Source organism: Cellulomonas oligotrophica (assembly GCF_013409875.1).
In the GTDB taxonomy this organism is placed as follows: domain Bacteria; phylum Actinomycetota; class Actinomycetes; order Actinomycetales; family Cellulomonadaceae; genus Cellulomonas; species Cellulomonas oligotrophica.
In genome coordinates this window covers 2624999-2637943 of sequence record NZ_JACCBK010000001.1, presented here as the reverse complement: position 1 = coordinate 2637943, position 12945 = coordinate 2624999, and the positions used below count along the sequence as shown (strand labels likewise).

The 12945-nt window shown below is 73.4% G+C and carries 12 protein-coding genes; 7 read left to right on the top strand and 5 right to left on the bottom strand.

Annotated elements, in window-relative coordinates; genetic code table 11:
* Positions 1 to 222: 222 nt before the first annotated feature.
* Entirely contained in the window at positions 223 to 1296 is a 1074-nt protein-coding gene (locus BKA21_RS11995) for a LacI family DNA-binding transcriptional regulator (protein ID WP_239072834.1), read from the top strand.
* Between the two features lie 9 nt (positions 1297 to 1305).
* On the opposite strand, the gene BKA21_RS11990 is transcribed toward BKA21_RS11995, so the two are convergent.
* From BKA21_RS11990 to BKA21_RS11975, 4 genes are all read right to left on the bottom strand, one after another.
* Positions 1306 to 3063 carry a glycoside hydrolase family 35 protein gene (locus tag BKA21_RS11990; protein ID WP_140459341.1) on the bottom strand — a complete coding sequence of 586 codons (1758 nt, stop codon included), beginning with the start codon at positions 3061 to 3063 and terminating at the stop codon, positions 1306 to 1308.
* 92 nt (positions 3064 to 3155) lie between these two features.
* Positions 3156 to 4478 (bottom strand): ABC transporter substrate-binding protein, encoded by a 1323-nt coding sequence (locus tag BKA21_RS11985; protein WP_140459340.1) that lies wholly within the window; start codon positions 4476 to 4478, stop codon positions 3156 to 3158.
* Positions 4479 to 4552: 74 nt separating this feature from the next.
* Complete coding sequence (locus BKA21_RS11980; RefSeq protein ID WP_140459339.1) at positions 4553 to 5473, bottom strand: carbohydrate ABC transporter permease; 921 nt, start codon at positions 5471 to 5473, stop codon at positions 4553 to 4555.
* Between the two features lie 3 nt (positions 5474 to 5476).
* The gene (locus tag BKA21_RS11975; RefSeq protein WP_140459338.1) at positions 5477 to 6442 is read right to left on the bottom strand and encodes a carbohydrate ABC transporter permease; all 966 of its coding nucleotides are present in this window, start codon (positions 6440 to 6442) and stop codon (positions 5477 to 5479) included.
* A 152-nt stretch (positions 6443 to 6594) separates the two neighbouring features.
* On the opposite strand from BKA21_RS11975, the gene BKA21_RS11970 reads away from it, so the two are divergent.
* The 3 genes from BKA21_RS11970 (at position 6595) to BKA21_RS11960 (ending at position 10636) form a co-directional block, all read left to right on the top strand.
* Positions 6595 to 7629, top strand: a complete 1035-nt coding sequence (locus tag BKA21_RS11970) for a LacI family DNA-binding transcriptional regulator (protein ID WP_239072836.1) — start codon at positions 6595 to 6597, stop codon at positions 7627 to 7629.
* A 180-nt stretch (positions 7630 to 7809) separates the two neighbouring features.
* On the top strand, positions 7810 to 9861 hold the full coding sequence (locus BKA21_RS11965; protein WP_179625362.1) for a putative bifunctional diguanylate cyclase/phosphodiesterase: 2052 nt from the start codon (positions 7810 to 7812) through the stop codon (positions 9859 to 9861).
* 49 nt (positions 9862 to 9910) lie between these two features.
* Positions 9911 to 10636 carry a ParA family protein gene (locus BKA21_RS11960; RefSeq protein ID WP_140459335.1) on the top strand — a complete coding sequence of 242 codons (726 nt, stop codon included), beginning with the start codon at positions 9911 to 9913 and terminating at the stop codon, positions 10634 to 10636.
* A gap of 10 nt (positions 10637 to 10646) precedes the next feature.
* On the opposite strand, the gene map is transcribed toward BKA21_RS11960, so the two are convergent.
* The gene (gene map, locus BKA21_RS11955; protein WP_140459334.1) at positions 10647 to 11420 is read right to left on the bottom strand and encodes a type I methionyl aminopeptidase; all 774 of its coding nucleotides are present in this window, start codon (positions 11418 to 11420) and stop codon (positions 10647 to 10649) included.
* 94 nt (positions 11421 to 11514) lie between these two features.
* Here map and BKA21_RS11950 point away from each other — a divergent pair, with 94 nt between their 5' ends.
* The 3 genes from BKA21_RS11950 (at position 11515) to BKA21_RS11940 (ending at position 12932) form a co-directional block, all read left to right on the top strand.
* Positions 11515 to 11799 (top strand): helix-turn-helix domain-containing protein, encoded by a 285-nt coding sequence (locus BKA21_RS11950; RefSeq protein WP_140459333.1) that lies wholly within the window; start codon positions 11515 to 11517, stop codon positions 11797 to 11799.
* A gap of 96 nt (positions 11800 to 11895) precedes the next feature.
* The gene (locus tag BKA21_RS11945) at positions 11896 to 12543 is read left to right on the top strand and encodes a nucleotidyltransferase family protein (RefSeq protein WP_170209027.1); all 648 of its coding nucleotides are present in this window, start codon (positions 11896 to 11898) and stop codon (positions 12541 to 12543) included.
* Complete coding sequence (locus BKA21_RS11940; RefSeq protein WP_140459331.1) at positions 12528 to 12932, top strand: hypothetical protein; 405 nt, start codon at positions 12528 to 12530, stop codon at positions 12930 to 12932. Before BKA21_RS11945 ends, BKA21_RS11940 begins: the two co-directional genes overlap by 16 nt.
* Positions 12933 to 12945: the final 13 nt, after the last annotated feature.

The window sequence follows — 12945 nt, the reverse complement described above, 5'->3', positions numbered from 1 at the left end:
AGGGGGTGGGAACCCCGCGCTAAATCGACTTAGCATGAGGATGCTCGCCAGTGGACGGGGTGGCTGTCAAGGCGACGGGAGGTCACAGATGCATCACGCGCCGCCGACCCCTCGCCGGACCCGGACGACCGCCCGGGCCACACCCCGGCGAGCGCTCGCCGGGGCCGCCGGGCGTTCACCCGGGCCGCGGCACCCTAGGATCCGGACGACGGGAGGACCGACGTGAGCCGCAGACGCGTGACCCTGGCGGACGTCGCACGCACCGCGGCGGTGTCGTCGACGACGGCCTCGCTCGTGCTGTCCGGGCGCGGCGACGAGCTGCGGATCTCCCAGGCCGTGCAGGACCGCGTGCGCGCCGCGGCGGCCGAGCTGGGCTACCGGCCGAACGCCGTCTCGATCGGCCTGCGCAAGGGCACGACCCGCACCCTCGGGCTCGTCTCCGACACCGTCGCGACCTCCCCCATGGCCGGCGACATGATCAAGGGCGCCATCGAGGCCGCCCGCGACCACGGCTACATGCTGTTCATCGGCGAGACCGAGGGCGACCCGGCCACCGAGAGCGCGCTCATCGACGCGATGCAGGACCGTCAGGTCGACGGCATCGCGCTGACCTCGATGTTCACCCGCACCCGCACCGTCCCGGCGGCGCTGGAGCTCACGCCCACGGTGCTGCTCAACACCCTCGCCGACGGCCCCACGCGGGCGCCCGCGGTGATCCCCGACGAGCTCGAGGCCGGCCGCGGCGCCGCCCGCCTGCTCCTCGAGCACGGCCACCGCGAGGTCCACCTCATCGGCGCCGGCCCCCTGCCCGAGCACATGCCGCCCGACACCGTCGCGGGCGTCGAGCGCCTGGCCGGCATGCGGGAGGTGCTCGCCGAGGCGGGGCTGACCCCGGCCTCGGGACGGGTGTGCGACGCGTGGGTCCCGGCGCACGGGTTCACCGCGATGCAGGAGCTGCTCGCCGCGCCCGGCCCCGCCCCGCGCGCCGTCGTCTGCTTCAACGACTACCTGGCCTTCGGCGTCTACCAGGCGCTCGGCGAGGCCGGGCTGCGGGTGCCCGACGACGTCTCGGTCGTCTCGTTCGACAGCTACCCCATCGCCGAGTGGGTGCGCCCCGGCCTGACGACCTTCGAGATCCCCCACGAGCAGCTGGGGCGGCGCGCGGTCGAGCTCCTGCTGCACGAGATCCGCACCCCCCGCGGCAGCGAGCCGGCGGGCCCGGGCCCCGTGCACCGCATCCCCATGCCCCTGCGCGTCCGCGGCTCGGTCGCCCGTGCACCGGGCACGGGCGACTGAGCCGAGGCGTCAGTGCTCGGTGTGGCCCAGGTCGGGGGCGTCGACCAGGTGCAGGGCGCCGTCGGGGGCGCCGAGCAGCTCGAGCACGACGACGCGGTCGCCGCGGCCGGTGACCAGGGGCGCCGGCGCGTAGAGCGTGGTCTGCGGGCCCTTGGACCAGTACCGGCCCAACGACGTGCCGTTGACCCAGACGACGCCCTTGCCCCACCCGCGGGTGGAGACGAACAGGTCGGCGACGGGCAGGTCGGCCTCGTAGACGGTGAACGACGGGCCGGGCAGGGGCGCGTGCGTCGCGGGGGCGTCGGACGCCAGCCCGGGGGCTGCGGCGAGGGCGTCGACGTCCACCGGCAGCACCCGCCAGCCGGTCAGCGGCTCGCCACCGAGGGTCGCGGGTCCGATCAGCCCCTTGGGCTCGCCGATGCGGGGGCCGTAGTTGACGCGCCCCTGGTCCTCGACGAGCACGTCGAGGCGCGCGGACCCGGCGGGCAGCGTGATCGACGTGGCCCGCTCGGACCGGTCGACGACGCCGACCTGCCGACCGTCGAGGAAGACCTGCGCGCGGTCGCGCACCTCGCCGAACGCCAGCACGGCGGGGGCGTCGAGGTCCACGTGCGTGCGGTGGAGCACGAAGCCGTGCGCGGCGCCGACCTGGTCGTGCGTCGGCACGTCGTGCACGTCGACCCAGCCGTCGAGCCCGGCGACCGCGGTCCACAGGTCGACGGTGCGGCCCTGCGGCACGGTCAGCGCGGGCGCGGGCCGACGGGTGGGCGCGGTCTCGTCGGCCAGCGGCGTGTAGCGGCCGAGGACCTCGCGGAACGCGTCGTACTTGGCGGTCCGGGTGCCGTCCTCCGCGATCGGGGCGTCGTAGTCGTACGACGTGACGGTCGGCTGGTAGACGCCCTTGTCGTTGGCGCCGTTGGTGAACCCGGCGTTGGTGCCGCCGTGGACCATGTAGACGTTCACGGACCCGCCGGCGGCGAGCAGGGCGTCGAGGTCGGCGGCCGAGGCTGCGGCGTCGGTGGTGTGGTGGTGGGCGCCCCAGTGGTCGAACCACCCGCACCAGAACTCCATGCACATCAGCGGCCCGGTGGGCTGGTGGCGGCGCAGGATCTCCAGGCGCTCGGCGGTGCGCGAGCCGAAGGTGGCGGTGCGGTGCAGCTCGGGCAGCCCGCCGCGCTCGAGCATCGCGTCGTCGGCCTGGTCGCACGTCAGCAGCGGCACGTCGATGCCCTGGGCACGGTTGATCGCGACGAGGGCGCGCAGGTAGTCCTTGTCGTCGCCGTAGGCGCCGTACTCGTTCTCGACCTGCACGGCGATCACGGGCCCGCCGCGGGTGACCTGCCGCTCGGCGACGATCGGCAGCACGTGCTCGAGGTACTGCTGCACGGCCTTCATGTACGTCGGCTCGTTGCGGCGCACGCCCACGCCGGGCATGGCGAACAGCCACGCGGGGAACCCGCCGTTGTCCCACTCGGCGCAGATGTACGGGCCGGGGCGCACGATCGCGTGCATGCCCTCGGCGGCGACGAGGTCGAGGAACCGGCCGAGGTCGCGCGGCCCGGTGGTGTCGAACACGTCGGGCGTGGGCGCGTGCACGTTCCACGCGACGTACGTCTCGATGGTGTTCAGGCCCATGAGGCGCGCGGACCGGATGCGGTCGGCCCACAGGTCGGGGTGCACGCGGAAGTAGTGCAGCGCGCCCGAGAGGACCTGGTGCGGCTGACCGTCGAGCAGGAAGTCGTGCTCGCCGATCTCGAACGTCGGCATGGGTGCCTCCTGGGGGGGAGCGGGCGCGGGGAGGGTGCGGGAGCAGGACGCAGGCGGTGGCGCGGGGTGCGCCACCGCCTGCGTCGGGCCGGTCAGTCGACCGTGAAGCCCTGGTCGTTGCCGTAGGTGATCGAGGCGTCCTGCCAGTCGGCGAGGCCGTCGGTGATCGTCGTGCCGGAGACGTACGCCTGGCCGACCGTGTCGTTGAAGATCGAGTTGGCGTAGACCTGGAAGGGCAGGTACTGCCAGCCCTCGACGACGTCGGCCGCGGACTGCGCGAGGACCTCGTTGATCTTCTGGCCGCCGAAGTACTCCGACTCCTGGCTCAGGAACTCCTCGGACTCCAGGTCCGCGACGGTCGCGGGGAAGCCGCCGCCGTCGAGGCGGATCTGGACGCCGTCGCCGGCGGACGCGAACTCCAGGAAGTCGTACGCGAGGGCCTTGTTCTCGCTGGCCTCGGTGACGGACATCGCCGACCCGCCGTTCTCGGCGGTGTCCGACGCGCCCTCGGTCCACTGCGGCATGGGTGCGACGCGCCAGTCCCCGGCCGCGTCCGGCACGCCGGACTCGAAGTTGCCGGGCATCCAGGCGCCGATGGTCAGGGTGGCGATGGTGCCGTCGCCCAGGCCCTGGTACCACTCGTCGCTCCACGACGAGATGGGGGCGACGAGCTCCTCCTCGACGAGCTGCTGCCACGTGTCGGCGAACGCCGTCGAGCCCTCGTCGGTGAAGTCGATCGTCACGTCCGTGCCGTCGACCGTGTAGGGCTGGCCGCCGGCCTGCCAGATCATCGACGTGGTGAACCCGGCGTCGCCGGTGTCGTTCGTGATGTAGATGCTCGGGTCGGCCTCGTGCAGCGCGCGGGCGGCCTCGACGTACGCGTCCCACGTCTCGGGGACCTCGATGCCGTGCTCCTCGAACACGGTGGCGTTGTAGAACAGCGCCATCGGGCCGGAGTCGAGCGGCAGGCCGTAGATGCCCTCGCCCTGCTGGACGGCGCTCCACGGGCCGGGGGTGAACGTGCCGTCGAGCTCGGCGGCACCGAGCTCGCTGACGTCCGCGAGGGACTCGCCGATCGCGAACTGCGGCAGCGCGTAGTACTCGATCTGCGCGAGGTCGGGCACGCCCGAGCCGGCGGCGATCGCGTTCTGCAGGGCCGTGTACTGGTCGTTGCCGGTGCCGGCGTTGACGACCTCGATCGTCACGCCGTCGTTGGCCTCCATGTACGCCTCGGCGATGGGCTCGACCGTCGGGTCCCAGGCCCAGACGGTCAGCTCGCCGCCCTCCTCGGCGGCAGCCTCGGGGTCGGCGGTGCCGCCGCCGGAGCACGCGGTCAGCGTGAGGGCGAGCGCGCCGGCGACGGCTGCGCCGCGCAGCGCCGTGCGGCGCAGGGTGGTGCGGGTCGAGCGGGTCATCAGGTGTCCTCCAACGTCGTCGTACGGGAACCGGAGAGGGGTGGGACGGGGGGCGGGGCGGGGGCGCGGGGCCCTCACTCCTTGACGGAGCCGGCCGCGAGGCCGGACTGCCAGTACCGCTGCAGGAAGAGGAAGGCGATCACCAGCGGCACGATGGTCAGCACGGCGCCGGTGATGACGAGGTTGAAGATCGCCTCGCCGCCCGCGGTGGCGGCCTGCGCGTTCCACGCGTTGAGGCCGAGCGTCAGCGGGTACCAGTCGGGGTCCTTGAGCATGATCAGCGGCAGGAAGTAGTTGTTCCACGTCGCGACCATCGTGAAGAGCAGCACCGTGACGATGCCCGGCGCGAGCAGCGGCAGGCAGATCTGGGCGAAGGTGCGCGCCTCGTTGGCCCCGTCCATGCGGGCGGCCTCGAGCAGCTCGGTGGGGATCGCCTCGGCGGCGAACGTCCACATGAGGTAGAGCCCGAACGGCGAGATCAGCGACGGGATGATGACCGACCACGGGGTGTTGGTCAGGCCCATCTGGCTGAACATGAGGAACGTGGGCACGGCCAGCGCGGTGCCGGGCACGGCCACGGCGCCGATGACGGTGGCGAACACGCCCTTCTTGCCGGGGAAGTCGAACTTGGCCAGCCCGTACCCGCCGAGCACGGCCAGCGCGGTCGCGCCGCCGGCCCCGAGCACCACGTACAGCAGCGTGTTGGCGAACCAGCGCACGAAGATGCCGTCGTCGTAGGTGAGGGTCTGCCCGATGTTGCTGAACAGGGCGAACGAGTCGCCGAACCACAGGCCGAAGGACGAGAAGAGGTCGGCCTGCGTCTTGGTCGCGTTGACGAGCAGCCACGCCAGGGGCAGCAGCGAGTAGACGAGCACGATCCCGGTGAGCACCGTCAGCAGCGGGCTGCGGCGGGGTCGCTCGGCGGAGAAGCCGCGCGTGCGGCGCAGCCGCGGCACGGCGGACCGGCGGGGGGTCACGGTGGTGATGGTGGTCATCGCTCACGCCTCCTTGCGCATGCCGCGCAGCTGGACGACGTAGGCGATCACCATCGTGAGCAGGCCCATGATGATGGCCACGGTGGCCGAGTAGTTGTACTGCTGGCCGGAGAACGACAGCGAGTACGCGTACAGGTTCGGCGTGAAGTACGTGGTGATCGCGTTCGGCGCCAGCGCCTGCAGGATGCTGGGCTCGTTGAACAGCTGGAAGCTGCCGATGATGGAGAAGATGGTCGCGATGACGAGCGCGCCGCGGATCGCGGGGAGCTTGATCGCCCGGATCACGCGCCACTGCCCGGCGCCGTCGATCTGCGCCGCCTCGTACAGCGAGGTGGGGATCGTGCGCAGCGCGGAGTAGAAGATCAGCATGTTGTAGCCGACGAACTCCCAGGTCACGATGTTGCCGATCGCGGCGAGCACGAGGTCGGGCGCCAGCGGGTTGGGCAGCGCGACGCCGAGCGCGTCGTTGATGTTGCCGACCAGGCCGAACCGGGTGCCGTACATGAAGCCCCACATGAGCGTGGCGACGACCGCCGGCACGGCGTAGGGCAGGAAGATCGAGATGCGGAAGAAGTCCCGGCCGAACAACCGCCCGGAGTCCAGCGCCAGGGCCACCAGCAGGGCGATGCCGAGCATCACGGGCACCTGCACCAGGAGGAAGAGGCTGACCCGCCCGAGGGCCGCCCACAGCTGGGCGTCCCCGAACGCCCGGGCGTAGTTCTCGAGCCCCACGAAGGTCGTGCCGCCGATGAGCTGCGTGCGGAACACGCTCAGGTAGATCGAGTACGCGATCGGGGCGAGGAAGACGAGGGTGAAGACCGCCATGAAGGGGCCGACGAAGCCCCAGCCGGACCACGAGCGGCGGCGGGCGGGGCGCGGCGTCGGGCCGGCGGAGACGGCGGCCGCGGGCGGCACGGCGGTCTGGGTCACGGGCACTCCTTCGTGGCGCCGAGATGTTGACGTCACCATTGGCGGGTGCAGGAACGTTCGCACCCTGCCCCGGGGGCTGTCAATCCGGACGACGGCGCTCCAGGTCACAAGATGGTGACGTCACCATCCATCACGGCGACGCATGACGGGGATCGCCTGATGGTGACGTCGCCATGGCTATGCTGGGCCGCATGTCGCAGGGGACGCACGCGCGGGGCCGCACCGGCCCGTCCATCGCCGACGTGGCACGCCTGGCGGGCGTCTCGCAGCAGACCGTGTCCCGGGTGTCCACCGGCGCCACCAACGTGCGCGCCCAGACCCGCGAGCGCGTGCTCGCCGCCATGGACCAGCTCGGCTACAGCCCCAACCACGCGGCGCGCGCGCTGCGGTCGGGCTCGTTCGGCACGATCGGGCTGATCGCGCACCGGCTGACCCGCACCGGGGAGTCGCGCACGTTCGAGGGCGTGGTCGAGGCCGCCCGTCAGCACGGGTACACGGTCACGCTGGTCGACGTGCGCACGCCGTCGTCGTCGGACGTCTCGGACGCCGCGCGGCGGCTGGGCCACCAGGCCATCGACGGGCTGGTCGTCATCCGGGCGGAGGACGCGACGCCCGCGACGCTGGCGCTGCCGCCGCGGCTGCCCGTGGTGGTCTCGGACTCGCGGTTCATCGGGCACCACCCCGCGGTGGGCACCGACCAGGCGGAGGGTGCCGCGCTGGCGGTGCAGCACCTGCTGGACCTGGGTCACCCGACCGTGCACCACCTGGGCGGGCCCGAGGACTCGACGCCGGCGCGGGTGCGGGCCGACGCGTGGCGCACCCGCCTGCGGGCGGCGGGGCGTGCCGTGCCGGCCGTCGTGCACGGCGACTGGTCGGCGGCGTCCGGGTACGCGCACGGTGCGCGGCTGGCCCTCGACCCGGCCGTGACCGCGGTCTTCTGCGCCAACGACGAGATGGCGGCGGGCCTGGTCCGGGCGCTGCACGAGCACGGGCGGGACGTGCCGGGCGACGTCTCGGTGGTGGGCTTCGACGACATCCCCATGGCGGACTACCTCTGGCCGCCGCTGACCACGGTGCGGCAGGACTTCACGGCGATCGGGTCCGAGCTGGTGGAGCTGCTCATGCAGCAGATCCGTGAGCGCACCACGCTCAGCGGCCACCACGTCGTGGTGCCGACGACGCTGGTGGTGCGCGCGAGCACCGCACCGCCCCGCGTCGTCCGGTAACCGCTCCCCCGCGGGACCTGGGTCCCAGCCGTACGTCCGACCAGGTCATGGCACCCCGGGGAGCGGGTGAACCTGCTGGTCTCCTGCGTCACCCGGGGTCATGCTGGTGCGGTGGACGGTCATCGACGCCCGTCGGGACCGTCACGTACGGCGGGGTGACGGCTGGGGGGAACAGACCGGGTGGTCGAACGGATCAGCGCTTTCGACAGGCGCGCGGGCGGGGTGGCGGTGGCCGCCTGGTCGGTCGTGCTGCTCGTCCTGGTGTCCTTCGGGCTGACCGTCGCGACCGTCCAGGCGGGGGCACGGACGGACCAGGAGACGGCCGCGGCGCGCACGGTCGTGCGCGACGCCCGCGAGGTCCAGGCGGTCCTGCTCGACGCCGAGACGGGCCAGCGCGGCTACCTCATCACCCAGGACAGGAGCTTCCTGGAGCCCTACGCCACGGCCGACGCCCGGCTCGCGCAGGCGCTGGCGTCCCTGGAGGCGGCCTCCGACCAGCTCGGCGGTGTGCACCCCGGGCTGCTCGAGGTGCTGGCCCGCGTCAAGCTCGACCACCTGGAGACCGCGGTCGAGCTGACGAAGCGGGGGCGCGCGGACGACGCCGCCACGCTGGTCGCGTCGGGCGCGGGCAGGCGGGTGATGGACGACGTGCGGGACGAGGCGGCGCGGGTGATCGCCGACGCCGCGCAGATCGCCGACGCCGGTGCGACGCGGTCCGTGCGGCTGCGGGCGCTGGCCACCACGACGGGCGCGCTGTCGGTGCTGAGCGTCCTCGCCCTGGTGGTGCTGCTGCTACGGCACCAGACCCGCCTGGAGCGCGAGCAGGCGGCGGCCGAGCTGGAGGCCCGCGAGGCGGTGGGGCGCCTGGAGCGGCTGTCGACGCAGGACGCGCTGACGGGGCTGATGCTGCGGCGCCCGGCGGAGGAGGAGCTGGCCCGCGCGCTGGCGCGCAGCCGCCGCGACGGGACGGGGCTGGCGGTCGTGCTGTGCGACGTCGACCGGTTCACCGAGCTGAACTCGCGGCTGGGCAGCGGCGGCGGCGACGCGGTGCTGGTCGCCGCGGTGCAGGCGCTGACGGCGATGACGGGGGCGGCGGACCTGCTGGCCCGGGCGGGGCCGGACGAGATCCTGCTCGTCGTGGAGCCGGTGGCGTCGGTGGCCGACGCGGAGCAGATCGCGCGGCGGGTCGCGCAGGCCGTGGAGCTCGACGTCGAGGTCGACGGGCAGACGGTGGCGACGTCGGCGTCGGTGGGGCTGGTCGTGGTGGGCCTGGGGGTGGACCCGCCGGGCCCGGCGCCGGGCGTGCCCGCGACGACGGCGCAGGTGCTCTCGGCGGCGGACGAGGCGACGAACGGCGCCAAGCAGGCCGGCGGCCGGCGGGTGCACCTCTTCGATCCCGCGACCGACGTGGTGCGTGGCGCGCACTACCGGATCGTCGGCGAGCTCCGTCAGGCGCTGGAGGACCCGGCGGCCGGCGGGCTGTGGGTCGCCTACCAGCCGCTGGTGGACCTGGTGGACGACCAGGTGTTCGCGTTCGAGGCGCTGGTGCGCTGGGAGCACCCGGACCGCGGGCCGCTGCCGCCGGGGCAGTTCGTGCCGCACGTCGAGGCGTCGGAGCTGATCGTCGGGCTGGACCGGCACGTGCTGCGGACCGCGACGCACCAGGTGGCGCACTGGAACGCCGACCGGCGGCGTCGGGGTCTGCCGCCGCTGCGGGTGTCGGTGAACTGCGCGCCGCGCACGCTGGCCGACCCGGGCCTGGTGAGCACCGTCAAGGACGCCCTCGCCGAGTCGGGGCTGGCGCCGACGTCGCTGGTGCTGGAGATCACCGAGAGCGCGGTCGTGCAGGCCACGCGGGTGGTCGCGGACCGGCTGGCGACGCTCGTGGACCTGGGCGTGACGATCGCGCTCGACGACTTCGGCACCGGGTACTCGTCGTTGTCGTACCTGACGCACCTGCCGATCGGGATGATCAAGATCGACCGCTCGCTGGTGCAGGACCTCGGCTCGTCGGCGGCCGACGAGGCCGTGGTGTCGGCGATCTCGAGCCTGGCGCGGCGCCTGGGGCAGGTGGTGCTGGCCGAGGGCGTCGAGGACCAGACGCAGCTGGACCGGGCGATGGCGCTCGGGTGCCGGTTCGCGCAGGGGTACCACCTGGGCAGGCCGGCGCCGGCGCGCGAGCTGGCGCTGGTGGCAGTCCCGCTGGCCGTGCCCCACGTCCGCGCAGGCTGAGCGGCCGGGCCCCTCCCCACGCCGGGGTCCGGGGGTCTAGCGTCTGGCCATGCGGGTGGTGGCGGTCTTCAGCGTCAAGGGCGGGGTCGGCAAGACGACCGCTGCGGTGAACCTCGCCTACGAGGCGGCCGCGCACGGCGAGACCCTGCTGTGGGACCTCGACCCGCAGGGCGGCGCGACGTGGCTGCTCGACGTCAAGCCCAAGCTGCGCGGCGGCGCGCCCGCGCTCGTCACGGGCGGCACGCACCCCGTCGCGGGCGTCCGGCAGACGGCGTGGGAGACCCTCGACGTGCTCCCCGCGGACGGCACGTACCGGTCGCTGGACGTGGTGCTGGACGACGCCAAGCGGTCCCGCAGCCGCGTGCACCGCACGCTCACGTCCCTCAAGGGCACGTACCGCACGGTCGTGCTGGACTGCCCGGCCGGCTCGTCCCTCGTCGCGGCGAACGTGGTGCGGGCCGCCGACGTGGTGGTGGTGCCGCTGGTGCCGGGCCCGCTGACCCTGCGCAGCCTGGAGCAGGTGCGGCAGGTCGTGGCCGAGCGCGACCCGGCCCCGCCGGTCGTGGGGTTCCTCAGCATGGTCGACCGGCGTCGCGTGGCGCACCGGCAGGTGCTGGCGGACCTGCCCGAGGGCGTCGTCGACGTCGTCGTGCCCGCCGCCGCGGTGGTCGAGCGCATGGGCGCGGAGCGGCGCCCCCTGGCCGCGTTCGCGCCCGGCACCCCCGCGGCCCTGGCCTACCGCCGGCTGTGGAAGAAGGTCCGCGCGGCCGCCTGAGCCGCGCCCCTCACGCGGAGGGCAGGGTGAGGACCTCGACGCCGTCCTCGGTGATCGCGACGGTGTGCTCGCTGTGCGCGGTGCGGCAGCCGGTCGCGCTGCGCAGCGTCCAGCCGTCGTCGTCGGTGACGAGCTCGTCGGTGTCGGCCATGACCCACGGCTCGAGCGCCAGCAGCAGGCCCGGGCGCAGGCGGTACCCGCGGCCGGGGCGGCCGGTGTTGGGCACGTGCGGGTCCTGGTGCATGGTCGAGCCGATGCCGTGCCCGCCGAACTCGGTGTTGACCGGGTACCCCGCCGCGGTGAGCACCGTGCCGATGGCGTGCGAGACGTCCCCGAGGCGCACCCCGGGCCCCGCGGCGGCGATCCCCGCCGCCAGCGCCCGCTCGGTCGCCTCGATCAGCGCGACGCTCCCGGGCGGGCGGGTGTCGCCGACGACGAAGCTGATCGCGGAGTCGGCGGCGATGCCGTCCTGGAGCACCGCGATGTCGAGGGTCAGCAGGTCGCCGTCGGCGAGCCGGTAGCGGTGCGGCAGGCCGTGCAGCACGCCGTCGTTGACGGAGGTGCAGACGTGGTGGCCGAACGGGCCGCGGCCGAACGACGGCGCGTAGTCGACGTAGCAGGACTGCGCACCGGCGTCGGCGATCAGCTCGCGGGCCCACCGGTCGATGTCGAGCAGGTCCGTGCCGACGGTGGTGCGGGCCTTCAGCGTCTGGAGGATGTCGCCGACGAGGGCGCCGGTGACGCGGGCGCGGTCGAGCTCGGCGGAGGTGAGGATCTCGATCACGGGGCGACCTTCTCGGTGGTGCGGATCGTCGGGGGACGACGTCGATCCCGGTAAGACTATCCCGGTATCAGAATCCCGGGACTACGCTCGGGGCATGGTCCGGCTGCCGCTCACCCCCGCCGACGTCGCCCGCGGGCAGCGCCTGGGCGCCCTGCTGCGCCAGGCCCGCGGCACCCGCTCCATGCTCGACGTCGCCCTCGACGCCGGCGTCTCCCCCGAGACGCTCCGCAAGATCGAGTCGGGCCGCGTCGCGACCCCCGCGTTCCCCACCGTCGCCGCGATCGCCGGCATCCTCGGCCTGTCCCTCGACGCGGTCTGGGCGCAGATCACCGCCCCGGACACCGCCACGGACCGCACCCGCGAGCCCCTGGCCTCCTAGACCCGCCGCTCCAAGATCGACGGCATGGGCGAACGAGCATCTGAAAAAGTAGCCATACATCTGGTGGAGTAGATGCATGCCTCGTATGGTGGGTGCATGGACCTCAGCGATCCCATCAGTGCGGCGATCCCGTCCGTCGATGGCCAGGTGCTGCAGGTCCTCGCGCGAGCAGGACTCCCGCTGACCGGGCTGACGGTGGCCCAGCTCGCCGGCGCCTCGCCCGAGGGCGCGCGGAGAGTCCTGCGCCGACTGCACCGCCACGGACTCGTCACGTCACGTCCCGCCGGCGCTGCGATCTTGTACGAGGCGAACCGGCAGCACCTCCTGTGGCCGGGGATCGAACGGCTGGTCCGTGACGCCGACCAGGCCGTCTCCTCGATCAAGGAGCAGATCCGCACAGTTGTCGACGATGTGTGGGGGGCGCATCGTGGCGACCAGGTGACCGCCGCGCTCTTCGGGTCCGTCGCTCGGGGCGAGGCGGGACCGGACAGCGATGTCGACGTTCTGCTCATCGTCCCCGAGGGCGACGACGACGCGGTCGAGACGCTGGTCGCACTCGTGATCGACGCCGTCGAGGCGATGACGGGCAACGCCTGTCACGTCTACGCGGCCACCCGGCCGAGGTTCGACGAGCTCATCAGAGCCGACGACCCGATGGTCGGCTCCTGGGCGGCAGACGCTCAGGTCTTCCACGGCCCCGACTTCCGACGCCGACTGCGAGGTGCCACATGGGACGACGCGTGACGATGACCCGGGCTGATGTGAAGGCCCGGGCGCGCACGGCCCGGGAGTTCCATCAGGTCGCGCTCGAGCGTGTCGAGCTGGCCGGGCCAGGCCCATCGGAGGTCGCGCAGGTCGCAGCCTCGAACGCCGTTCACGCGGCGATCGCTGCCGCCGACGCCATCTGCGGCATCACGCTCGGGGAGCACGCGTCCGGGAGCGATCACCGGGAGGCCGTCAACCTGCTCCGCACCGTTCCCGGAGAGGGGACCCGGCTGGCCGCGAAGCTCCAGCGCCTCCTGTCGCGCAAGAGCAGCTTCACCTACGGCGGCTTCTGCACGCGGGACGAGGCCGAGCAGGCGACGAAGGATGCCGCTGCTCTCATCGACGAGCTGGACCGCCGCTCGCTCTGACGCGCTGGGCAGC